Source organism: Pseudomonas reactans, assembly GCF_013385825.1.
Classification (GTDB): domain Bacteria; phylum Pseudomonadota; class Gammaproteobacteria; order Pseudomonadales; family Pseudomonadaceae; genus Aquipseudomonas; species Aquipseudomonas reactans.
Map to the genome: position 1 here is coordinate 61,487 of NZ_JACAPG010000010.1, position 21,762 is coordinate 83,248.

Annotated in this window: 22 protein-coding genes; 13 read left to right on the forward strand and 9 right to left on the reverse strand. The window is 61.8% G+C overall.

Annotation, left to right across the window (positions count from 1 at the left end; genetic code table 11):
* Window positions 1-4: 4 nt before the first annotated feature.
* The 11 genes from sctJ to HX868_RS10980 all read left to right on the forward strand — a co-directional run bounded on the left by sctJ (window position 5) and on the right by HX868_RS10980 (window position 8,461).
* Window positions 5-787 (forward strand): type III secretion system inner membrane ring lipoprotein SctJ, encoded by a 783-nt coding sequence (gene sctJ, locus HX868_RS10930; protein ID WP_177002855.1) that lies wholly within the window; start codon window positions 5-7, stop codon window positions 785-787.
* A complete protein-coding gene (locus HX868_RS10935) occupies window positions 784-1,398 on the forward strand; it encodes a type III secretion protein (RefSeq protein WP_095016721.1) in 615 nt (204 codons plus the stop codon). The genes sctJ and HX868_RS10935 overlap by 4 nt, the downstream gene beginning before the upstream one ends.
* Window positions 1,395-1,979, forward strand: coding sequence for a type III secretion system stator protein SctL (gene sctL / locus HX868_RS10940; RefSeq protein WP_177002856.1), 585 nt, complete (start codon window positions 1,395-1,397; stop codon window positions 1,977-1,979). Before HX868_RS10935 ends, sctL begins: the two co-directional genes overlap by 4 nt.
* On the forward strand, window positions 1,976-3,298 hold the full coding sequence (locus HX868_RS10945; protein ID WP_177002857.1) for a FliI/YscN family ATPase: 1,323 nt from the start codon (window positions 1,976-1,978) through the stop codon (window positions 3,296-3,298). Before sctL ends, HX868_RS10945 begins: the two co-directional genes overlap by 4 nt.
* A 241-nt stretch (window positions 3,299-3,539) precedes the next feature.
* Window positions 3,540-3,986 carry a hypothetical protein gene (locus tag HX868_RS10950; RefSeq protein WP_016978393.1) on the forward strand — a complete coding sequence of 149 codons (447 nt, stop codon included), beginning with the start codon at window positions 3,540-3,542 and terminating at the stop codon, window positions 3,984-3,986.
* Window positions 3,983-4,984 (forward strand): type III secretion system cytoplasmic ring protein SctQ, encoded by a 1,002-nt coding sequence (gene sctQ / locus HX868_RS10955; protein ID WP_177002858.1) that lies wholly within the window; start codon window positions 3,983-3,985, stop codon window positions 4,982-4,984. Before HX868_RS10950 ends, sctQ begins: the two co-directional genes overlap by 4 nt.
* Window positions 4,981-5,634, forward strand: coding sequence for a type III secretion system export apparatus subunit SctR (gene sctR / locus HX868_RS10960; RefSeq protein ID WP_016978391.1), 654 nt, complete (start codon window positions 4,981-4,983; stop codon window positions 5,632-5,634). The genes sctQ and sctR overlap by 4 nt, the downstream gene beginning before the upstream one ends.
* Before the next feature lie 124 nt (window positions 5,635-5,758).
* The gene (locus HX868_RS10965; RefSeq protein ID WP_016969171.1) at window positions 5,759-6,028 is read left to right on the forward strand and encodes an EscS/YscS/HrcS family type III secretion system export apparatus protein; all 270 of its coding nucleotides are present in this window, start codon (window positions 5,759-5,761) and stop codon (window positions 6,026-6,028) included.
* A gap of 6 nt (window positions 6,029-6,034) precedes the next feature.
* Window positions 6,035-6,847 (forward strand): type III secretion system export apparatus subunit SctT, encoded by an 813-nt coding sequence (gene sctT, locus HX868_RS10970; protein WP_016978389.1) that lies wholly within the window; start codon window positions 6,035-6,037, stop codon window positions 6,845-6,847.
* 3 nt (window positions 6,848-6,850) lie between these two features.
* Complete coding sequence (locus HX868_RS10975) at window positions 6,851-7,897, forward strand: EscU/YscU/HrcU family type III secretion system export apparatus switch protein (protein ID WP_177002859.1); 1,047 nt, start codon at window positions 6,851-6,853, stop codon at window positions 7,895-7,897.
* A 150-nt stretch (window positions 7,898-8,047) separates the two neighbouring features.
* Window positions 8,048-8,461, forward strand: a complete 414-nt coding sequence (locus HX868_RS10980; protein WP_177002860.1) for an ester cyclase — start codon at window positions 8,048-8,050, stop codon at window positions 8,459-8,461.
* A 47-nt stretch (window positions 8,462-8,508) separates the two neighbouring features.
* Here HX868_RS10980 and HX868_RS10985 read toward each other — a convergent pair whose 3' ends face one another.
* From HX868_RS10985 to HX868_RS11020, 8 genes are all read right to left on the reverse strand, one after another.
* Entirely contained in the window at window positions 8,509-11,979 is a 3,471-nt protein-coding gene (locus HX868_RS10985; RefSeq protein WP_177002861.1) for a nucleotidyl transferase family protein, read from the reverse strand.
* A 184-nt stretch (window positions 11,980-12,163) separates the two neighbouring features.
* Window positions 12,164-12,484, reverse strand: coding sequence for a hypothetical protein (locus HX868_RS10990; RefSeq protein ID WP_016978385.1), 321 nt, complete (start codon window positions 12,482-12,484; stop codon window positions 12,164-12,166).
* Window positions 12,485-12,702: 218 nt separating this feature from the next.
* A complete protein-coding gene (locus HX868_RS10995) occupies window positions 12,703-13,764 on the reverse strand; it encodes an ATP-binding protein (RefSeq protein ID WP_095016714.1) in 1,062 nt (353 codons plus the stop codon).
* Complete coding sequence (locus HX868_RS11000) at window positions 13,761-14,510, reverse strand: response regulator (protein ID WP_095016713.1); 750 nt, start codon at window positions 14,508-14,510, stop codon at window positions 13,761-13,763. Before HX868_RS11000 ends, HX868_RS10995 begins: the two co-directional genes overlap by 4 nt.
* A gap of 63 nt (window positions 14,511-14,573) precedes the next feature.
* Window positions 14,574-15,359: a flagellar basal-body rod protein FlgG gene (gene flgG, locus HX868_RS11005; RefSeq protein ID WP_016978381.1), complete on the reverse strand. Its 786-nt coding sequence runs from the start codon at window positions 15,357-15,359 to the stop codon at window positions 14,574-14,576.
* Window positions 15,360-15,429: 70 nt separating this feature from the next.
* Window positions 15,430-16,587 carry a serine hydrolase domain-containing protein gene (locus tag HX868_RS11010; protein WP_095016711.1) on the reverse strand — a complete coding sequence of 386 codons (1,158 nt, stop codon included), beginning with the start codon at window positions 16,585-16,587 and terminating at the stop codon, window positions 15,430-15,432.
* Between the two features lie 110 nt (window positions 16,588-16,697).
* Window positions 16,698-17,144: a GNAT family N-acetyltransferase gene (locus tag HX868_RS11015; protein WP_177002862.1), complete on the reverse strand. Its 447-nt coding sequence runs from the start codon at window positions 17,142-17,144 to the stop codon at window positions 16,698-16,700.
* Between the two features lie 10 nt (window positions 17,145-17,154).
* Window positions 17,155-17,439: a BrnA antitoxin family protein gene (locus HX868_RS11020; protein WP_177002863.1), complete on the reverse strand. Its 285-nt coding sequence runs from the start codon at window positions 17,437-17,439 to the stop codon at window positions 17,155-17,157.
* A gap of 486 nt (window positions 17,440-17,925) precedes the next feature.
* Between HX868_RS11020 and gabP the strand changes: the two genes are divergently transcribed.
* On the forward strand, window positions 17,926-19,335 hold the full coding sequence (gene gabP, locus HX868_RS11025; protein ID WP_177002864.1) for a GABA permease: 1,410 nt from the start codon (window positions 17,926-17,928) through the stop codon (window positions 19,333-19,335).
* Window positions 19,332-20,408, forward strand: coding sequence for a choline metabolism transcriptional regulator GbdR (gbdR, locus tag HX868_RS11030; protein ID WP_177002865.1), 1,077 nt, complete (start codon window positions 19,332-19,334; stop codon window positions 20,406-20,408). The genes gabP and gbdR overlap by 4 nt, the downstream gene beginning before the upstream one ends.
* Window positions 20,409-20,410: 2 nt before the next feature.
* On the opposite strand, the gene HX868_RS11035 is transcribed toward gbdR, so the two are convergent.
* Window positions 20,411-21,754, reverse strand: coding sequence for a c-type cytochrome (locus HX868_RS11035; protein WP_177002866.1), 1,344 nt, complete (start codon window positions 21,752-21,754; stop codon window positions 20,411-20,413).
* Window positions 21,755-21,762 lie beyond the last annotated feature (8 nt).

Consider the following 21,762-nt stretch of genomic DNA (forward strand, 5'->3'; position numbering starts at 1 on the left):
CGCCATGCCAAGCCCCAACCGCGCCTTGCGCCTGCTGCTGATCGGCCTGCTCGCCAGCCTGTTGCAAGCCTGCAACACCGACCTCTACACCAACCTCAGCGAGCGCGATGCCAACGCCATGGTCGCGGTGCTGCTGCGCGGTGGCATCCCGGCGGAGCGCAAGGCCCAGGACAACGGCCAGCTCAAGGTGGTGGTCGATGAGTCACGCTTTGCCGAAGCCATGACCCTGCTCGACAACGCCGGCCTGCCGCAGCAGAGCTTTTCCAACATGGGCGAGGTGTTCAAGGGCAATGGCCTGGTGTCGTCGCCGGTGCAGGAGCGGGCGCAGATGATCTATGCGCTGAGTGAAGAACTGTCGCACTCGGTGTCACAGATCGACGGCATCGTCGCCGCCCGCGTGCACGTGGTGCTGCCGGACAACGACTTGCTCAAGCGCGTGATTTCGCCGTCGTCGGCCTCGGTATTGGTGCGTTACGACCCAGGCACCGACATCAATACGCTGATCCCGCAGATCAAGACCCTGGTCGCCAACGGTATTTCCGGCCTGAGCTATGACGGCGTTTCAGTAACGGCAATCAAGGCAGCCGTGGCGATCAGCAATAACCCGGCACAGCCGCGCCTGGCCCGCTTCATGGGCCTGTGGCTGCTGGAAGACAACCTGCCCCAGGCGCGGCTGATGTTCGGTGCGCTTTTATTGATCGCGCTCGGCGCCTTGGGGGTGCTGGCCCGTCAGCACTGGGCGCGTCGCCAGTCTCAGGCGCTGTATGTGCTCAAGGAGGGTGAATGAGTCTGTTCGAACGCTGGCAGGGGCTGGTCGCCGAGCCGTTGCAGTTCGTGCGTGGGCCGAGCCTGGGCGCGTGTTTTGCCGATGAATTGCCCGACGCCGTGCTGCAGGCGATGCACGGCCAGCCGCGTTTTCGCCAGCGCCTGGAGCAGTTGCTGGTCAGCCATTATCAACTGGCGCCCATGGACCAGTTGGTCACGCCGTTGGCGGCGGACTTGTCGGTCTTGCTGCTGTCACCCGCGCAGTTCGCCCGCTTGCCGAGGCTGTGCGGGGCGATTTGGCATGCCGCGACCTTGAGCCGAGAGATCCGTCGCGAGGTGGTCAATGAGCTGCGCGAGGGCCTGGGTGCTGAAGTCTTTGTTTCCGCGCTGGCCCTGCGCCAACTCGGCGGCGCTGCGGATTTGCTGCGCGATCCCAGCGAATTGATCGAGGCCATCGACCGCGACGGCCAAGGCTGTGTCGCCGCCTGGCTGCACGCCCAGCATGCCGATTGGCAGGGCTGGTTGCGTTTGCGCTTTGCCTTCCCCCAGGGCCATAGCGCCCGAGTGCCGCGTGACCTGGAAATCGTCCAAGCCGCCGCCGCGTGCCTGTTGGCCGAGGAGATGACGTCATGAGCGAATTGCCGAGCCGTCCCACCGCACGCATCCTGCGCGCCGAAGATGCCGCGTTATGGAGTGACGGCTTTGCCTTCCTGCAAGCGGCCAAGCAACAGGCCGAACAGATCAAGGCCGACAGCGAACAATGGCTGAGCAGCGCCCGCGCCGACGGCTTCGAAAGCGCCCGCCAAGCCGGGGCCGAACAGGTCGCGCAATTGCTGCTGCACACCCAGTCCCAGGTGCAGCATTACTTGAGCAGCCTGGAAGCCTCCCTGGCCGACCTGGCGCTGGGCATCGTGCGTGAAGTGCTGGGCGAACTGGACAACGCCGACCGCGTGGTGCGCAGTACCCGACAGGCCTTGAGCGCGTTTCGCCAGGACCAGGCGCTGACCCTGTGGGTGCCGCCAGCGGAGGTCGATGCGTTGCGCCAACGCCTCAAGCTGGAAGGGCTGGCGATTGCCGTGGATGCGGACGAACAGTTGCAGTCTGGCCAGGCGCGGCTGAACAGCCCCGCCGGTTCAGTTGAACTGGGCCTCGAAGCCCAATTGCAAAACCTGCGACGCAGCCTGTTGCCCTTCGCCGAAGAGGGCGTGGCATGAACCTGGAGCAGCTGCTGCCACGCCTTTCCGGGCGCCTGGCCCAGGCCCGCTTGCGCCCCATGCACGGCACGGTGTTGAGCATTCGTGGTGTATTACTGCGGGCCAGTGTGGCCGGCGCGAGCATCGGTGAACTGTGCCAACTGCGTGATCCCGGCAGCGCCCGCAGCCTGAGCGCCGAGGTGATCGGCTTTGACGGTGACGAGGCGATCCTGTCGCCCATCGGCTCCATGGAAGGGCTGTCCACCCGCACTCAGATCACCGCCACCGGCGAAACCCTGGGCGTGGCGGTGGGTGATGCACAGCTGGGGAGGGTGATCAGCCCCATGGGCGATTTTCTCGACGGCGACGGCCTCCCACCGACTGTGGCCCTGCAGCATTACCCGCTGCACGCCGAACCCCCGGCACCGTTTTTCCGGCAGTTAATCGTGCGCTCCATGGCGCTGGGCATTCGTTCCATCGACGGCCTGCTGACCCTGGCCCAGGGCCAACGCATGGGTATCTTTGGTGAGCCCGGCGTGGGCAAGTCATCGTTGCTGGCCAGCATCATTCGCAACAGCGAAGCCGACGTGATCGTGATCGGCCTGATCGGCGAGCGGGGCAGGGAAGTGCGCGAGTTGCTCGATGTGCAGCTCGACGCCCAGGCCCGTGCGCGCACCGTGGCGGTGGTCGCCACCTCGGACCGTCCGGCGGCCGAGCGGGTGCGCGCGGCGTTTGTCGCCACGACCCTCGCCGAATACCACCGCGACCAGGGCCGCAACGTGTTGCTGTTGATGGACAGCCTGACCCGCTTCGCCCGCGCCCAGCGCGAGATCGGCCTGGCCGTGGGCGAACCGCCGACACGGCGTGGTTATCCGCCGTCGTTCTTCTCTGCTTTACCGCGCCTGCTGGAACGCGCCGGCCCCGGCCCCACCGGCAGCATCACTGCGTTGTACACGGTGCTTACCGAGGGTGATGCGGCCAGTGACCCGGTGGCCGAGGAAGCCCGTTCGATCCTCGACGGGCACATCGCTCTCAGCGCCGAACTGGCCCAGCGCAACTACTTCCCGGCGGTGGATGTGTTGCGCAGCCGTAGCCGTTTGATGGAGCAGGTGGCCGGTGAAGAGCACAAGCGTCTGGCGATGCGCATCCGCGAATTGATGGCGCGGTATGGCGAGATCGAAATGCTCATCCGCGTCGGCGAATACTCCGCCGGTAGCGACCCCCTGGCCGATGAAGCGATCAACCGCCACGCCGCCATCGAAGCCTTCCTGCGCCAGAACGCAGGCGAGCCGAGCAACCTGGAACAGACCCTGGCCCATATGCGCCGGGTGTTGGCATGAGACGACTATGTGTGGCGAGCGCGCTTGTTGTGGCGAGGGGGCTTCCTGTGGCGAGCGGGCTTGCCCCGCGTTGGGCTGCGAAGCAGCCCCAAAACCAGGCACTGAGTTTTATCTGGAGGACCGTGGTGAATGTAAGAGGGGGCTGCTTCGCACCCCAACGCAGGGCAAGCCTGCTCGCCACAACAAGCCTGCTCACCACAACAGAGAGTGTACGTAACGGCATGAAAATGGAGTCTGCCCAATGAAAACCGAGCAACTGCGCACCCTGCAAACCCTGCGGGTCTTGCGTGAACAACGCGCCGCCAGTCAACTGGCCGCCCAGCAACAACGCTGCGAACAGACCCACGGTGTGCTCACCGATGCCAAGGAGCAACTGCGCCTGCACCGTGAAGCCATCGCCGAGGAAGCGCGACAGGTGTATGCCTCGCTCACCGAAGGCCTGTCGGTGGCCAGTTGGCAGGCGGCTCAGGATCGGTTGCGCGGCCTGTCGGACGACCAGCAGCAACTGGAAAACGACGTGACCCACGTGTCCACCACGCTTGAAAGCCAGGAGCGCGAGCGCGACCTGTTCCGCCAGGAGCGCCTGAGCCGCCAGCGTCAATCCGACGCCTGGCAAAGCCTGCTGGAAGGACGCGAGAGCGATGAGCGCCGCGTGGGCGAGCTGCGTGACGAAGGCGTCGGCACATGATCGCAGCCCTTGCCGACCCGTTGTCGCCCTGGCTGACTCATTTCGACCCAGCGTTGCTGGCCCTGCATAACGCGTTGCACCGCCGTTGTCGTCCTTGGCAGGGCCGTTGCGCCGGGCAGGACCTGCGTGTGCGCTGGGCCACCGAACCTCAAGTCCTCGCTGCACCGCGTGACGTGCTGTTGTCACTCGGCCGTGCACCCGTGCGCCTGCGGTTGTCCGCCGCAGCGATGGAGCAGTTGTTGCTGCCGCTGGCGCTGTCATTCGATGTGCAGCCGTTGCCCGCACTGCCGCGTTCGCTGTTGCTGGAACTGGCGCTGCTCGACCTGATCGAGACCCTGGAGCCGCTGCTCGGTCACCCCGTGCAGTTGCTCGATGCGGGCGAAGGCCAAGACTCCTTTGTCGTGCACGTGGAGCTGGAGCTGACTTTCGCCAACCAGCCACCAATGAGCGCCCAACTGGACCTGAGCGAAAGCGCCGCCGTGCTGGTGGCGCAGTTGCTGACGCAGTACGCCCAGCCCGACGCTGACCCGATGCTGGCCCTGCACCAGACCTTGACGGTGGTGGCGGGGCGACAGTGGCTGACGCTTGGCGAACTGCGCAGCCTGCGCCCCGGCGATGTGTTGATGCTGGAACAAAGCCCTGGCCTGCTGCTCGACCTCGACGGCCGCCTGCAGGCGCGCTGCCAATACCAGGGTGAAGTCCTGCGCCTGCAGGAACCCTTGAAAGCCCCCTTTGTGGAACCGGAGAACCCCATGACTGATGTTGATGCCGCCGCGGCGCTGGATGACCTGCCGTTGAAACTGGTGTGCCAGGTCGGCACGCTGGAACTGACCCTGGCTCAATTGCGCGAATTGGGCGCGGGCAGCCTGTTGCAGCTCAATACGCCGGGCGTGGACAGCGTCGACCTGATGATCAACGGCCGCCGCGTCGGCCAGGGCCAACTGGTGAAAATCGGTGACGGCCTGGGCGTGCGCCTGCTGAGCTTCGCCACCCCATGACCGGTTATCAGCCGAACCTGATCGAGATCATCCTGGTCGTTGCGACGATCGGGCTGATCCCGTTGGCGGTGGTGACACTCACCGGTTTCATGAAGATCTCGGTGGTGCTGTTCCTGATCCGCAACGCCCTGGGCGTGCAACAGACGCCGCCGAACCTGGTGCTGTACGGCATCGCATTGATCCTGTCGGTGTACGTGACCACGCCGTTGATTGGCGACATGTATCGGCAAGTGGAGGGGCGCGACCTCAACATCGAGCATGTCGAGCAACTCAAGGATCTGGGGGACGCCTTGCGTCCGCCGTTGCAGGCGCACCTGAAGCGCTTTGCGAATGAATCCGAGCGCGGCTTTTTCGTGCAGGCCACCGAGACTATCTGGTCGCCGCAAGCCCGTGCCGACCTGCGCGATGATGACCTGGTGGTGTTGATTCCGGCGTTCGTCAGCTCGGAACTGACCCGCGCCTTCGAGATCGGCTTTCTGTTGTACATCCCGTTCCTGGTGGTGGACTTGCTGGTGTCCAACGTGCTGATGGCCATGGGCATGTCGATGGTCTCGCCGAATCTGATCTCCATTCCGCTGAAGATCTTTTTATTCGTGTCGCTGAGCGGCTGGTCGCGCTTGATGCACGGTTTGATTCTGAGTTACGGCTAACCCTTGTAGGCGCGAGCTTGCTCGCGAAGATCGTTAACGATAACGCGGGCGTCCCGAGTGGGCGCGGTGTCCTCGGGTTTTTCGCGAGCAAGCTCGCTCCTACAGGGGGCATTGAGGGGGAATGATGGGCCAGGACGTGTTTTTGTCATTGATGAAACAGGCACTGATGACCGTGCTGATGCTCTCCGCGCCAGCGCTGGGCGTGGCAATTATCGTGGGGTTGAGCGTGGGCCTGTTCCAGGCGCTGACGCAGATCCAGGACCAGACGCTACCGCAGGTGGTGAAGCTGGTGGCGGTGTTGCTGACCATCGTGTTCCTGGGCCCGGTCCTCGCCGGGCAAGTAGCGGAACTCGGTGGCCAGGTGCTGGATAATTTTCCGATGTGGACGCGCTGACCGCCCATGGATGCCAGCCTGACCGCGCAGTTTCTGGAGGTCGCCTACCCGGTGATCAGTTCCGCCTCGCTCGCCGCCTGCCGCGCCATGGGCGTGGTGGTGATCACCCCGGCGTTCAACCGCCTCGGCCTCACCGGCATGATTCGCGGCTGCGTGGCCGTGGCCATTTCCATCCCGATGTTTTTCCCAGTGTTCGAAGCGCTGACCTCGATGCCCGAACACGGCAGCGTGTTTATCGCCGGGTTGCTGATCAAGGAGTTCCTCATCGGTATCTTGATCGGCCTGCTGTTTGGCATTCCGTTCTGGGCTGCCGAAGTGGCGGGGGAGTTGATCGACCTGCAACGCGGCTCGACCATGGCGCAGTTGGTGGACCCGTTGTCATCCGGGGAGTCCAGCGTGATGGCGACGTTGCTGACGGTGATGCTGATCACGCTGTTTTTCATGTCCGGGGGGTTCATCCTGATGGTCGATGGGTATTACCACAGCTACCAACTCTGGCCGGTCACCTCGTTTACACCGGTATTTGCCAGTTCGGCATTGCTGGCGGTGTTGTCGATCCTTGATCAGATCATGCGTGTCGGCGTGCTGATGGTCTCGCCGTTGTTGATCGCGTTGCTGGTGACGGACCTGATGCTCGCCTACCTGTCACGCATGGCGCCGAACCTGCACATCTTCGACTTGTCGTTGCCGGTGAAGAACCTGTTTTTCACGATCCTGATGGTGATCTACATCGGCTTCCTGATCCCCATGATGCTTGATCAACTGGCGGAGTTTCGCGGCACCGTCGAACTGCTCAAGACCCTGGCCGGCATGGAGTAGCCCATGGCCGATACCAGCGAAGAGAAATCCCAGCCGGCCACGGACAAGAAGCTCCAGGACGCGCGCAAGAAAGGCCAGGTCGCCAAGAGCCAGGACCTGGTGTCGGGCATGGTCATCCTGTTCTGCACGCTGTGCATCTCGATCCTCGCGCCCCGGGCCAAGGCCCAGGTCACGGCGCTGATCGACCTCACCGCACAGATCTACATCGAGCCGTTCGCCACGGTATGGCCACGGGTGCTCGACCATGCCGAGCAACTGGTGATCGGCATCACGTTGCCGGTGATGGCGGTGACCACCGGCGTGGTGATCCTGACCAACATCATCACCATGCGCGGCTTTGTGTTCTCGGTGGACCCGATCAAGCCCGAGTTCAAGCGCATCAACCCGGCGGAGGGCATGAAGAAGATCTTTGCGCTGCGCAACCTGGTGGAGTTCATCAAGGGCCTGATCAAGGTGCATGTATTGGCGATCGCGTTCTACGTGGTGGGCAAGCATGCGTTGCAGGCCTTGATGGAGTCGTCGCGTTGCGGCGCCGAGTGCATGGAATCGACCTTCTTCCTGGTGCTCAAACCACTGGTATTCACCGTACTCTGCGCGTTCATCCTGGTGGGCGGGGTGGACGTGATGATGCAGCGCTGGTTGTTCGGCCGCGACATGAAGATGACCCGCAGCGAGACCAAGCGTGAACGCAAGGACATCGACGGCGACCCGCTGATCAAGAGCGAACGTCGGCGCCAGCGCAACGAGATGCAGGCCTTGGCCACCAAGCTGGGTTTGAACCGCGCCTCGATGATGATCGGCACCACCGACGGCTGGGTGATTGGCGTGCGTTACGTGCGCGGGGAAACCCCGGTGCCGGTGATCGTCTGCCGGGCCTCGCCGGAAGAGGCGTTGTTGATGTTGCAGGAGGCCTATGACCTGGGCATTCCCCACGCGCCGGACAAGGCACTGGCCGCGGAGATTGCCCGCAAAACCGTGCCCGGTGACCCGGTGCCGGATGCGTCTTTTCAGGCGGTGGCGGATTGGTTAGTGGCCGCGCGGTTGATTTAGGCAGTGGCCGGGCTACGCTTGTTGAACGCTTTTGTTACAGAGGAAGTATCTGCTCGGCAGGAGCTGAGGTTGTATCTGTCAGCGTAATGAACGGTGGGGTCGACGGGAGGTTGCCGTTGCTCCGCCTCCAGCGCTCAAGGGAGTTTCACCATGACAGATACAAATCGTGAATTGATTCAGCAATGGGCTGACCTCTGGTCTGGCCCCTCCAAAGCCGATTTTCTCGGGATTTTTTCGACGTCATGCCTCTATGAAGATGTTGCGGCAGGGAAAATCATGCGAGGAAAGACCGAGCTAGGTGACTTCTTCGAACTGATCAAAGTGGCGTTACCCGATTTTACAGTGATCACTGATTTGATCTGTCTCTGCGAACACGGCGGTACCATACAGTGGCATATGAAGGGTACGCATGAAGGTGAGTTGTTTGGACACAAGGCCACCCACAAAAAGATTTTGGTACATGGCGCCTGTGTCATCCGAATCAAGCGCAATAAACTGATCAAGTGCACGGATTACTACGACATGAAAACGTTGTACCAGCAGTTGGGTTTTGACAAAAACTGACGGTTTCCAAAGCCGGGCCCAAGCAGCAGGGCCCGGTGTGTCGGGCTTCAGGGCTTGTCTACATCGTGGTATTCCCCGCCATACCCGTCGCCGACCCGCCAGATGATGTCGTGGTTGTCATTGGTCCACTCCGACGGTTTCAGAGAATACTTGTAGTCCTCGGAGTTGCGGTTGTTGCCGTCACCAATATAGTCCGGGTGATCACGCCGATGATCGCCGCCACGGATACTCGACCGCGCATCCCATTCTTCCTTGCGGAAATCAAAGATGCTCTGGTCCTTCGGCGCATCACGCTGGCCCCAGTCGGACAGGTAAGTCTGCAGCCATACATAAGCTTCATCGCCATTGGGCTTGAGCAAGCCATCCTGCTTGAAATCCTGGATCTGGTCCCAGTTCTGCATCGAAATCTTGTGCAGCTTGTGCGACTGCACAGTGCTGAGAATTGCGCCGACAAACGACAACGCGCCGGAAATCAGGAAGCCCACCGGCCCGAGGAACGGGATGATGCGCCCCGTGACGCCGAGGGTGGTAAGCACACCGCCGCCGGCCGCGACCAGGCTGCTCACGCCACCGGCCATCGACAATGAACCGGAGGCGATTTTCACCGGGTCTTTTTCGCGCACGCCATCACGCAGGGTGAAGGCCGCCTGCACCACACTGATCACGCCACCGGCTACGTCGGTGGCCATGCCGATTACCTTGATCGCACTGCTGGCGAACTTGGCGCCAAAACCGGCACCGGCCACGCCGCCACGGCTGGCGATGCCTTTTTCGATGCCTTCCTGGACCTTCTTCGCGCCCTCATCGCTCCAGCCGTCGCTGTTGAGCACCTTGCCGACATCTTTGCCGTCGTCCATGGCCTGGTCGACGATCTCGAAGTACTTCTTCTGCACCGCTTCGGCGTCCTTGGGCAGGGCGTGGTAACCCTCGCCGGGCTTGGCCCACAGGTCGGGCAGCGAGCGGTCGAAGCCCATCAGTTTGTAGGCGTTGGTGCCGCGCAGCTTGTCGTAGACCTTAAGACCGAGGGTGGCGAAGTGCGAGCCGGTGCCGAGGAAACCGAGGAAGTCGTTGGCAATCCCCAGGCGTTTCATCGGTGTGTCGGCCAGCTTGCCGCCTTGCCCCGCCAGTTGATAGACGATGCGGCCCATGCCAATGGCGCCGCCCACCGAGCCGAGCACGCCGTTGTCCTTGAGGAAGGTCAGGTTCTTCACGAATGAGCTGCGGTTCTCTTCGCTGAGGCTCGGCATGATCTCCTTGCTCACCGCGTGTTCGATGTCGCTGAAGCTGATCACGCCGTTTTTCTGCCAGGTATCGCCGAGTGAAATCATCGCCTTGCCGAAGTCGGCAGCGGCGCCTTTGTCCTTGAGCAACTGGTCGACGAACTTGGAATACACCCCCAGCGCCTGGCGCGGCAGGCCATCGGCGCCGCCCTTGAGCATGGACAGGATGGCCAGGGTGTTGTCGGTGGTGGCCAGTGCGGTGTTGTCGTCGCTGATCTTGCTCGGGTCGTCCATCAGCTTTTCAACGGCGTCGGTGTAGCCGTCGATCTGCAGGTTCTGCAGGAAGTTGTCGGCCTTGGCCGGGTCGATGTCGGCCAGCGCCGTGTAGGCGGTCTGGATTTCCTGGGTGGCCAGCTCGGTCTTGCCATCGTCCTGCAAGGCCTTGATGTATTTGGTGAAATTTTCAGACGAGGTGCTGTCGATCAGCTTCTGGTGCACCTCGTCGACCTTGGCCTGACCGCCGTCGACTTTGCCCAGGGCCGCATCGTGGTTGGCCTTGATATCGGCCTGGATAGTGGAGTCGCCCAGCAGTTCGCCGATGGTCTTGTCGATGGATTTGGTGTCGAAGATGTTGTCGCGCACATCCCGCGAGGTCACGTCGATAGGTGTGGTGGCGATGCCCTGGTTGCCGAAGCCATGCTCGGGAATGATCGACATGCCGTTGTCGGCCATGCTCTTGGCTTCCACCGCGCGCAGGAATTTGGCGCGCGGGTCATCCTTGCCGATGCTGCCGTCCTTGACCCCTGCGCGGTAGCTGTCCACCAGGGTTTTCATCGACAGGTCCTGCACGCTCAACGGGTTGCCGCTTTCGTCTTTTTCAGTGGTGGCGAGGTTGTCGACAGACACGTCCTTGAGCGGTGGCAAGCCGTTGTCGGCGCGCAGTTTGTCGACGTCGGTGGTCTGCTGGGCGATGTCGGTGCGGTAGCCGGAGATCTGCTCGAACATCTGCGGGTTGGTTTCTTCGCTGACGACGATCTTCTCTTCGGCACCACCCGGTTTGTGTTGGGTGAAGGCGATCAACCCAGGGCCGTAGTCGCCCACGCCGCCGACGCTCATGATGTCTTCGGTGGATGCCAGGTAAGCATCCGGCCCGGCCAGGCTGTAGCCGTCACCCTTGGCCTTCTCGATACCGGCCAGGCTCTGGCCCTTGGTGGTGTAGGCCGCAAAGGCTTCGGGGGTGATGTCCTTGGACACCACCCGCAATTTGCCGTCGGCGCCGTTGACCACCAGGATGCCGTCCATGGGCGCATCGACCTTGCTGATGTCACCGAGTTTGAGGCTGGCTTCGTCCTTGCGCAGCAGTTCCTGGCCGGGCAAGGACTGCGCATTCTTGATGTAGTCGAACGCTGGGGTGCCTTCGCTTTTGTGCACCGCATGCAGGAAGGTGTAGAGGCTGCTGCCGGCATTGGGGTTGGGGTTGCTCAGGTCTGCGCCGGGCTGCGGCAGCGCAGCTTCGGACTGGCTGATCATGTATTTCTTGCCTTGGTGTTCGAACAGGATCACCCCGGATTTCGGGTCTTCTGACACCACTTTGAGCTGGCTGAAATTCAGGTCGCCGGGCAGGCTGGTGACTTCCTCAAAGCCCTTGGCCTTGCCGTCGTTGAGCACTTCCTTGGTCAGGCCGGCGCTGTTGTAGCTGGCAAAGGCCTCGGGCGTGAGTGTTTCGGAGATCACCAGGGTCTGGCCGTTTTCCATCTCGACCTTGACGACGCCGTCCTTGGCATCACCGACCGATTTCACATTGGCCAGGCGCACGGTGGGGTCGTCTTCGCGCAATAGCTGTTGATCGGGGTTGCCCAGGGCTTCACGGATTGCCTTGCCGGCCGGAGTATCCTGGGTCTCGGCCAGGGTGTGCAGCAGGTCGTAGAGCGGCGTGCCCTCGTTCGGCCCACCCTGGTTGACCGGCGCCACGGCGTGTCCGAAGTGCAGGCCCTTGAGCAGGTCGAAGCCTTCCTGGACCTTCTCCGCGCCCTCGCGGGTGATCTTGAGTTTGCTGCCGTCCTGCTCGAAATAGATCACCCCGGCGTCCTTGTCTTCGGACACCACCTTGAGTTTGTCGATATCCAGCTTGGCGGGCAGGGCGGTGACTTCCTTATAGTCGTCCGGCTTGAGCTGCTTATCGCCGGCCCCGGTGGCCGCCAGGGTCTTGGCCTTGTTCAGCGCCGCATCAAAAACGCGCTCCGGTGCACGGGGTTCACTGACGCGGGGCGAGGCGGCTTTCTCGGGTCGGTTGATCATTCTTCAGTCCATGTGAGTGGGGGCGCACGAGGACTCGATACTAGGCGGAGGCGGGGGGTGAAAAGGCGGTTTTTGGCAAGATCGCACAAGCTTTCACAGCTGTGAAATGACCTTGTCATGTTCGGCGAGTAGCGAGGTTTTCCCTGGGGTGACGGGCTTGTTGGGGGGATCGGGGTAAGCCCGCTCACCACAGTGTCAGGCCATACGAATAGTTGCCGCGTGCTGCTCTCAGTGAGTCGCGAACGGCATCGGTGCGTAACAGCAGCGTCATCTGCGCCTCATCGATCACGATTTCCGCGACGATCAACGCGCAGATCAGCGGCGCGGTCACGAACCAGTGGCACCAGCATTGGGTCGACAACGATACGAAAACGCCGATGATCCACAGCGCCAGCACCCACTTTGGCGCGCGCTGTTGCAGCGGCACCCAGAACCGTTGCAGCCGTTTCAGGCGGGCCGTGTGCTGTCGCAGTGACTCTTCAAGGAGTGATAGGGAAGGGCTCATGTTCACACTCGCTAAGTAATCCGGGCACGAAGGGTAGGGGGTTGCCCAGCCACGACAGGTTGATGCGTTCAACTTCTATCCAATGCCCGTTTTGAGGGGCTGTGACACAGCTTTTGAACGCAATGCAGATACATTCGGCGTCCAACAGGACAAAGCAGCGATAGCGTTGTGTGGTTCTGAACAGCGTTGAAAAGATGCGCATGGCGGGCCTGGCTTGCTCAAAGGTTCCAGCTGAGTTCGAACAGCGTTCCACCGTTTTTCATTTTCCGACACGTCACGGCGCCACCGTGGGCAATGGCAATCGCGCGCACCACCGCCAGGCCCAGGCCGCTGCCGCCCTGGGCGCGTGAGCGAGAGTTCTCGCCGCGCTGGAAAGGCTCGAACAGGTGCGTTGCAAAGTCCTCATCAATGCCAGGACCATCGTCGCGCACCCTCAGGTAGTGGACGCCATCACGCGTGCTCAGGTGCACGTTGACGTTGCCGGGTGTCGCGTGCCGGCGCACGTTGTCCAGCAGGGCCAGCAAGGCCTGGCGGATGCGTGCGGGGTCGCAGCGCAGAATGCGGCGCTGCAGGTCCAGTTGCAGCTTAAAGCCGCCGGCGACCAGGCTCGGTTCGAACAGCCGTACCTCTTCTTCAATCCCGGCAGCCAGGTCGGCGTCTTGCACATTGATTTCAAGGTAGCCGCTGTCACCCAGGCCGACCACACGCAGGTCCTCGATCATCCGCGTCAGCCCTTCGACTTGGCCGAGCAGGCTATAGAACTGCGCCGTCTCGGGCTCGAAGACACCCTCGGCCAAACCTTGCAGACGGCCGCGCAAGATGGTCAGGGGCGTGCGCAGTTCGTGGGCAATCGCTGCATTCCAGAACGCCTGTTCCTGGGCCATGCGTTTCAAGCGTCTGGCCATGCTGTTGAAGTCATCTACCAGGATGGCCGCTTCGCCGATGGACTGGTCGCCGGCTACGGCCTGCACATCGAGATCGCCGTCCGCCAGTTTGCGCAGGTTCTCGGCAACCGAGTTCAACGGCATCAGGATGCGCCGGGACAGCTTGGTGGCCACGAAAGCACCGACCGCCAGGCTGACGCAGGTGGTCAAGCCCATCCATGCCCATTCGACATTGGCCGGCATCCACTCATCGACCTGCTCGTCCGGAAGTGGCCAGTAGGTCCAAAGCAGGGCATAGAACACATAGGAACCGATCACAGCCAGGGCGATCACGCACAGCACCACGACCGACATGGACAGGATGATCTGGCGGCTCAAGCCATTAAAGATCTTCACGCGCCACTCCCGAACCGGTAACCCACCCCGCGAATGCTCGCCGGCACGCCTTGCAGCCCGAGGTCTTCGATCTTGCGGCGCAACTTGCTGATATGGCTGTCGACCGTGCGTTCCAGGCTGTCGCTTTCCGGCGAGCACAGCGCCAACAATTCCGCGCGGCTGAACACGCGTTTCGGTGCTCGGGCCAACTGCGCCAGTAATTTGAACTCGGTGACGGTCAGCAGCAGCGCCAGCGTGTTGCCTTCGATGTTCACCGTGACCTGATGGCTTTCGATATCGATTTCAAACCCATCCACCCGCAACACGCTGGCGCTGACACCGGATGTGTAGTTGACGGAGCGCCGCAGCACCGCCTGGGTACGTGCTACCACTTCGGCCGGGTTGAATGGCTTGACGATGTAGTCGTCGGCACCGATACGCAGGCCCATCAACTTGTCCATGTCCTGGTCTTGCGCGGTCAGCATGATCACCGGCGTGTTGCCGCGATGACGCACCTCGGCCAGCACCTGCCAGCCATCGACATGGGGCATCAGCACATCCAGCAGCATCAGATCCGGCTTGAGGCTCTGATGCAGTTCCAACGCACGCCGGCCATCGAGGGCGTGGGCAGTACGAAAGCCGCTGCGTTTGAGATAGGCAATCAGGATGTCCGCGATCTCGGGCTCGTCTTCGGCAATCAGCACCAAGGCCTGGGTCTCCCGGACGCTGTTGGGCTGCGATGTCGATGCGACGGGGTAATCGTTCATAGTCTGCTCGGTGAATAGGCCTTGTTGTGGAGGCCGCGCCATGGCCACGCTGTCAGGTGTTGATCATAGCTTCTGGGTGAGGGCGCCCAACATCTGGTTGGCGGTGGAAATCACTTTGGAGTTCATCTCATAGGCCCGTTGCGTGGTGATCATATTGACCATCTCTTCAACCGTGCTCACGTTCGAAGTCTCCAGGGAGCGTTGCAACGTGGTGCCAAAGCCGTTGAGGCCCGGCGTGCCGACCTGGGGCGCGCCGCTGGACGCGGTTTCCAGGAACAGGTTGTTGCCGATTGCCTGCAAACCAGCCGGGTTGATGAAGTCGGCGGTCTGCAGGTTGCCGATTACTTGCGCCGCAGGGTTGCCGGCCACAGTGATGGACACTGTGCCGTCCTGGCCGACGGTGAACGTCTTGGCGTTGTCCGGCACCACGACGGCCGGCTCCAGGGCGAACCCGCTGGCCGTGACCACCTGGCCATTGGCGTTCAGATGAAAGGTGCCGTCACGGGTATAACCCGTGGTGCCGTCCGGCTGCAGCACCTGGAAAAACCCCCGGCCATTCACGGCCAGGTCCAGCGGTTGCCCGGTGGTCTGCAGGCTGCCGGCGCTGAAGTTCTTCTGGGTGCCGACGATCTGCACGCCGGTGCCCAGTTGCAGGCCCGACGGCAACGCACTGTCTTGCGTCGATTGCGCGCCCGGCTGGCGCTTGATTTGATAGAGCAAATCCTGGAACTCGGCACGATCGCGTTTGAAACCGGTGGTCGAGACGTTCGCCAGGTTATTGGAAATGGTCGTCAGCTGGGTGTCCTGGGCCGACAAGCCGGTTTTTGCGACGTACAGGGCTGGAATCATTGGGCTCTCCGTGTGACCCGTTCGATGGGGCACTGTGATGAACCTGATTGTGCACAGCCAACGTGCGCATTCATGGGAGGTTTTGTGGAGAAATGATGGAGAGGGAAGTTTTTTTCCGGCCAGGCTCATTCAAGCCAGGCTCGATCAAACCCGCCACGCCCCGCCCGATGACTTCCGGGTAGCTGTGCTCGGCATCCAGGTTGGTCAGTACCACCACCGTCAGCCTGTCGTCGAGGTAGCGCGAGATAGACGAGGTAAAGCCTTGCCAGGAGCCGCCGTGCTCGACCACGGGATGCCCGTTGATCGTGCGTATTTCCCAACCGAAACCATAGCCTTGCGCACGCTGTTTACCGGCGTAGGGGTAGGGCGTCCACATTTTTCTCAGTGAGGCTTTTTTCAGCAGCGTTTCATCGTAAAGGGCACGGTCCCAGCGCTCCAGGTCGCGTACGGTGAAGTAGAGCGTGCCGTCTGCGGTGGCGTTGAACGTCGGCGAGACCCATTCCTGGTTCCTCAACACACCGTCCACCTTTTCGTAGCCCGAGACACGGTTGGGCACAAGGTCGAGGTCTGAGATGACGCGCGACGAGGTCATGCCCAACGGTGTGAAAATACGGTGCTGGAGAAACTCGCCATAGGGCTGCCCGCTGACGCGATGGATCAGGATACCGAGCAACACGAAGTTGGTGTTTTCGTACGCCCAGCCTTCGCCCGCCTTGAAGTTGATCGGCAGTTTGGCAATGGCCGCCGTCAGTTGCGCGTCGGTAAAGTCTTGGCGGATATCCAGCGGTGCGCCGGGTTTTTGCAGCTCAGGCGTGTCATAGGCCGACAGCCCGGACGTGTGGGACAGCAGGTTGGCTACGGTAATCGGCGCCCAACTGGCCGGCGCTTCGGGAAAATACTGCCGGATACTGTCATCCAGGCTGACCTTGCCTTGTTCCACCAGCATCATGACGGCGGTAGCAGTGAAGGATTTTCCCACCGAACCGGATTGGAGAACGCTGTCCGCGCTCATGGGCACATCGAGTTCCACGTTCGCCAGGCCATAGCCTTTGGCGAGGACGGTGTGGCCGTTTCGATAGACACCCAGGGCAAGCCCCGGCAACTGCTGTCGGGTCATTTGCGAGGTGACATAACGGTCGATGGCCGAGAGCTGTTCGGCCGTGAGCGGCGTTGCAATCGCCGGGGGCGCCGACATCAGCATGAGGCTGGTCGCAAGAATTCGGAGCATGGAGACCTCTAAAACGTTGTCGCTGTTTTGGGAGGCGCCAGTGTGCCCGAAGGCGGTGGAGTTTTACGGGAGGTTCGATGGAGTGGGCGTGGAGTCGATAGGGAACGCAATCACAGGGAGTGGATGAATTTCACATACACCTGCTCAGCGTCGTGGTCGTCCAGGTTGTCAATCTGCCCGCTCGGCACGAATCCAGCCTTTGCAAACAACGCCTGGGCTGCGGTGTTTGACGCATTGGTCGAAGCAAACAGCTTGGGCGTCTTGCATGCCGCCTGCGCCGCTGCCAGCAACCGCAGCGCCACACCTTGACGCTGATGCGCCGGCGACACGACGACCAGCGCCACAAAGCCATGATCGAAAAAGTCATGGGTCAGCACCAGGTAACCGGCGCATCGGCCGGCGATGTCGACGGCAACCAGGCATTGTTGGCGAACCACGGCGTCATGGATGAATACGCGGCGATGGGTGTGGGCGGTTGCGTAGGCGTCCAGTTCGATCAGGGCACGCACGTCGTCGGGTGTGGCTTGGCGGATAATGTTTATCGAGCATGTAGGCACAGGAATACCTTCACTGATTGGGTTTGGCTTTTGATTTGGTCAGTTTGGGTGTGCCCGGCACTTGATTCAACGCTTTAGCGGTCGATACGCGCTTGTATTCAGGCATGTCTTGGGAACCCAATGCCTGACGTAGCAGATGATTGATCATTGTTTGATAGCCTGTACCGTTATTTTCCGCAAGCTCGCGGGTGGCTTCGATCACTGCATCATCCAACATGATAGTGATGCGGGTTTTTCCCTGGGTGCTGGCGATTGCGCCGCGCTTGCCAGTGCTGAAGTCGTATTTGTCTTTCATGGTTCAGGCCCTCTGGGCGTTGATTTATTTCTACTGATCAGTCGGGGCTTGATTTTGCTGCGACTGAAAAAAGTTTTCAGTATGTGATCGGTAGCTGGATTCTGAATCCGTTGTCAGACGAAACGAATCTGAGCGGGTGAGCTGATTTCGCCATGACCCATAGAAAGAATGCAGAGCAACCTGTGGCGAGGGAGCTTGCTCCCGTCGGGGTCGAAAAGCAGACCCAGCGCTTTGTTTGAAACGGCCAGGGCTGCTACGCAGCCCAATGGGAGCAAGCTCCCTCGCCACAGGGTAATGGGCCTATCCATGAGTGGGTGCTATGCAGTCACGCCTTACGTCGATGTCGATATCAGACCAATCCCCGCCGCTCCCAGGCTATTTTTGATGAACTCAGGCCGCGTAAGGTGACCCATCATTAAGAAATGATGATCGCCTGACTCTTCAGTCAGTACACCTTGACGTCGATCACCGAGAACAACAAAAACAATGAATAGCCTGAACTCCAACGATTCAAACGGCCAGTTGGCGCAGGGCTTCAAGCCGCGTCATGTGACCATGCTTTCCATCGCGGGCATTATCGGGGCGGGGTTGTTTGTCGGTTCCGGGCATGCGATTGCGGCGGCGGGGCCGGCGGTACTGCTGGCTTATCTGTTCTCCGGCACGTTGGTGGTGCTGGTGATGCGCATGCTCGGAGAGATGGCGGTGGCCAACCCCGATACCGGGTCTTTTTCGACCTACGCCGACCAGGCCATCGGCCGCTGGGCCGGGTTTACCATCGGTTGGTTGTACTGGTGGTTCTGGGTGCTGGTGATCCCCATTGAAGCCCTGGCGGCCGGGCACATCCTCAACCAGTGGTTCCCGCAGATCGACGCTTGGCTGTTTGCCTTGTTGTCGATCTTTTTGTTGGTGGTCACCAATCTGTTCAGCGTGTCCAAGTACGGCGAGTTCGAGTTCTGGTTCGCCATGGCCAAAGTGATCGCGATCATCGGTTTCATCGGCCTGGGCTTTGCGGTGCTGATGGGCTGGATGCCCGAGCGCGAGGTCAGCGGCTTGAGCCGGTTGATGGAGGAGCACGGCGGGTTTGCGCCCAACGGACTGTCGGCGGTGGTCGGGGCCTTCATCACCATCATGTTCAGTTTTATCGGCACTGAGGCGGTCACCATCGCGGCGGCCGAGTCCAGCAACCCGGCGCAGAACATCGCCCGGGCCACGCGCTCGGTGATGTGGCGCATCGGCGTGTTCTACCTGTTGTCGATCTTCGTGGTGATTTCTGTGGTGCCGTGGAATGACCCGCTGCTGGCGTCGGTAGGGTCTTACCAGCGCGCACTGGAGCTGATGAATATTCCCCACGCCAAGCTGCTGGTGGATGTTGTGGTGTTGATCGCCGTGGCCAGTTGCATGAATTCCTCCATCTACATTGCCTCGCGCATGCTGTTCTCCCTGGGTAAGCGCGGGGATGCCCCCAAACTGATGAAGAAAACCTCGGCGGCCAGTGTGCCGAGGGCGGCGGTGATTGCCAGCACCGTCCTGGGGGCGGGCGTGACCCTGTTCAGTTACTTTGCGCCGGCCGGGCTGTTCCAGTTCCTGCTCGCCAGTTCGGGCGCCATCGCCTTGCTGGTGTACCTGGTGATTGCCGTGTCGCAGTTGCGCATGCGCAAGATCCTGCGACAGCGCAACGTCACGCTCACCTTTCAGATGTGGCTGTTTCCCTGGCTGACCTGGCTGGTCATCGCGTTCATCTGTGCCGCTTTGACGGTGATGCTGGTCACGCCTGAACACCGTTTTGAAGTGTCATCCACCATCGGCTTGGCCCTGATGATTTCCCTGGTCGGCTTGCTCACCGCGCGGCAGCCCGAACGCACGCAAAAAACCGTGGCCGCAGCCTCGCCGCCATGAGTGGCCGCCCCGTAAGCAGCATCGTGTTCGTGCTGCTGGACCAGTTCACCTTGATGTCACTGGCCTCGGCGGTCGAGCCGTTGCGCATGGCCAACCAACTGTCGGGCCAGGAGCTCTACAAATGGCACACCGCGAGCCCGGACGGCAATCCCGTGTGGGCCAGTGACGGCGTGCCCATCACGCCGGACGGTTCGATTCTCAGCGTGCCGCCCGCCGACATCGTCATCGTGTGTGGCGGTATCGGCATCCAGGGCACCGTGACCGGTGAATTGGTCAAGTGGTTGCGCGGCCAGGCGCGGTACGCCAAGCGACTGGGTGGTATCTGTACCGGCAGTTTTGTGCTGGCGCGGGCTGGCTTGCTGGATGGCTACGAATGCAGCGTGCATTGGGAATGGTTGGCCGCCATGCAGGAGGCCTTTCCTCGTGTGACGGTCAGTTCCAGCCTGTTCAGCCTCGACCGCGACCGTCTCACCAGCTCGGGCGGCACGGCGCCGTTGGACATGATGTTGCACCTGATCGGCCGGGATCACGGGCATGAGTTGTCGGCCGCCATCTCCGACATGTTTGTGTACGAACGCATCCGCAACGAGCAGGACCATCAGCGCGTGCCCCTCAAGCACATGCTTGGCACCCAGCAACCCAAGCTGCAGGACATCGTCGCGTTGATGGAGGCCAACCTGGAGGAACCGATCAACCTGGATGAGCTGGCTGCGTATGTCGCGTTGTCCCGCCGTCAGCTGGAGCGCATGTTCCAGAAGTACCTGCACTGTTCGCCGTCGCGCTACTACCTGCGGCTGCGGCTGATCCGGGCACGGCAGTTGCTCAAGCAGACGCCCATTTCCATCGTGGAGCTGGCTGTGCTTTGCGGCTTTGTGTCCACGCCGCACTTCTCCAAGTGCTACCGCGAATACTTCGGTGTGCCGCCCAGCGACGAGCGCTCCGTCACCGACAGCGAGCGCTCCATCGTGCTCAAGCCGGTGATGCATGCGTTGCCTACGCCCGCGCCCATGAACGTGTTGGAGCAGGCGCGGGGCGAGGCAACGTTTGCCAGCGTGAAAAACCTGAAGCCCTGACCTCAGCGCATGTGCAGGATAATCGGGCTGCTGCTCGCCGGGTCGGTGTGCCCGCGCAGCTTGCCCACTGCTTTGGCGTCAACTGCGCCACCGTTGTTGCCCCAGGTACCGCGAACGTAGCTGAGTACCTCGGCGATTTCTGCGTCGGACAATTGCTCACGGAAGGCCGGCATACGGTAGGCATCCGGCACGCCGGCCGCGACCACGCGTTGCGAGCCGTTGAGGGTGATGTTGATCGCTGACGCGCTTTCCTTCGCCAGTGCCGACGTGGCGCCGGCCAGGGGCGGCATCCACTCAGGCTGGCCCTTTCCGTCGAGACCATGGCAAGAGGCGCAGCGGGTGGCATAGGTGTGGGCGCCGGGGGCGTTTTGCACCGCCGCCACCGCCTGATACTGCCAGGGTGCGCCGTCGCGCTGCGGGTCGCCAGGCAATGACTTGAGGTAGCGGGCGATGGCCGCCAGGTCGTCGTCCTGCATGAACTGCGTGGAGTTGTTGAAAGCCTCGGTCATCGAACCGTAGACCACCGCATGGGCGTTGCGCCCGGTCTTGAGGAACTGCACGATCTGCGGCTCCGTCCAGCGGCCCAGCCCGGTGTTGGGGTCCTGGCGCAGGCTCGGCGCATACCAGCCGTCGAGCAGGGCGCCAGCGAGGAACGGCGCGCCGGATTCATCCAGGGCTTTTTCGTTAAAGGCCAGGCCGCGCGGCGTGTGGCAACTGCCGCAGTGGCCGGGGCCTTGGACTATATACGCGCCACGGTTCCACAGTGCGTCCTGGTTGGGCTTGGCTGCATAGGTCGCGGTGGGCGCGAACACGCCGTTCCACAGGGCGATGGGCCAGCGCATATTCAGCGGCCACGGAATATCACTGGGGATATTCGGTTGGTTGGCCGGTTGTATGCCCTGCATGAAAAACGCGTACAGCGCTTTGATGTCGTCATCGCTGAGTTTTACGTAGGACGGGTAGGGCATGGCAGGGTAAAGTCGACGACCGCCCGGTGCTACGCCATGGCGCACTGCACGGTCGAAATCGGCCAGGCTGTAAGTGCCGATGCCGGTCTGCTTGTCCGGTGTGATGTTGGTAGCATGGATCGCCCCCAACGGCGTGGCCATTTCCAGGCCCCCGGCAAACGGCGCCTTGCCCGCCAGGCTGTGGCAGGCCACGCAATCGCTGAGACGGGCGACATACTCGCCACGGCTGACCAAGGCGGGATCCAAGGTGGCTTTCGCCTGTTCCTGTTCGAACGGCGTAGCCGGTTCTCGAGTGACGTACCAGGCCAGCAGGCCTGCGGCGACCAGGCAGGGCAGCGCCAGCCAGCCTGCGGTTCTTGCGAATCGACGGTTGTTCATGGGCGTTT

Coding starts and splice junctions, on each gene's coding strand:
- gabP (WP_177002864.1), top strand. CDS start 17,926: ATGAATAGCCTGAACTCCAACGATTCAAACGGCCAGTTGGCGCAGGGC.
- HX868_RS11035 (WP_177002866.1), bottom strand. CDS start 21,754: ATGAACAACCGTCGATTCGCAAGAACCGCAGGCTGGCTGGCGCTGCCC.
- sctR (WP_016978391.1), top strand. CDS start 4,981: ATGACCGGTTATCAGCCGAACCTGATCGAGATCATCCTGGTCGTTGCG.
- sctQ (WP_177002858.1), top strand. CDS start 3,983: ATGATCGCAGCCCTTGCCGACCCGTTGTCGCCCTGGCTGACTCATTTC.
- HX868_RS11000 (WP_095016713.1), bottom strand. CDS start 14,510: ATGAACGATTACCCCGTCGCATCGACATCGCAGCCCAACAGCGTCCGG.
- HX868_RS10980 (WP_177002860.1), top strand. CDS start 8,048: ATGACAGATACAAATCGTGAATTGATTCAGCAATGGGCTGACCTCTGG.
- flgG (WP_016978381.1), bottom strand. CDS start 15,359: ATGATTCCAGCCCTGTACGTCGCAAAAACCGGCTTGTCGGCCCAGGAC.
- sctJ (WP_177002855.1), top strand. CDS start 5: ATGCCAAGCCCCAACCGCGCCTTGCGCCTGCTGCTGATCGGCCTGCTC.
- HX868_RS11020 (WP_177002863.1), bottom strand. CDS start 17,439: ATGAAAGACAAATACGACTTCAGCACTGGCAAGCGCGGCGCAATCGCC.
- HX868_RS10990 (WP_016978385.1), bottom strand. CDS start 12,484: ATGAGCCCTTCCCTATCACTCCTTGAAGAGTCACTGCGACAGCACACG.
- HX868_RS10975 (WP_177002859.1), top strand. CDS start 6,851: ATGGCCGATACCAGCGAAGAGAAATCCCAGCCGGCCACGGACAAGAAG.
- HX868_RS10950 (WP_016978393.1), top strand. CDS start 3,540: ATGAAAACCGAGCAACTGCGCACCCTGCAAACCCTGCGGGTCTTGCGT.
- gbdR (WP_177002865.1), top strand. CDS start 19,332: ATGAGTGGCCGCCCCGTAAGCAGCATCGTGTTCGTGCTGCTGGACCAG.
- HX868_RS10965 (WP_016969171.1), top strand. CDS start 5,759: ATGGGCCAGGACGTGTTTTTGTCATTGATGAAACAGGCACTGATGACC.
- HX868_RS10935 (WP_095016721.1), top strand. CDS start 784: ATGAGTCTGTTCGAACGCTGGCAGGGGCTGGTCGCCGAGCCGTTGCAG.
- HX868_RS11010 (WP_095016711.1), bottom strand. CDS start 16,587: ATGCTCCGAATTCTTGCGACCAGCCTCATGCTGATGTCGGCGCCCCCG.
- sctL (WP_177002856.1), top strand. CDS start 1,395: ATGAGCGAATTGCCGAGCCGTCCCACCGCACGCATCCTGCGCGCCGAA.
- HX868_RS10945 (WP_177002857.1), top strand. CDS start 1,976: ATGAACCTGGAGCAGCTGCTGCCACGCCTTTCCGGGCGCCTGGCCCAG.
- sctT (WP_016978389.1), top strand. CDS start 6,035: ATGGATGCCAGCCTGACCGCGCAGTTTCTGGAGGTCGCCTACCCGGTG.
- HX868_RS10985 (WP_177002861.1), bottom strand. CDS start 11,979: ATGATCAACCGACCCGAGAAAGCCGCCTCGCCCCGCGTCAGTGAACCC.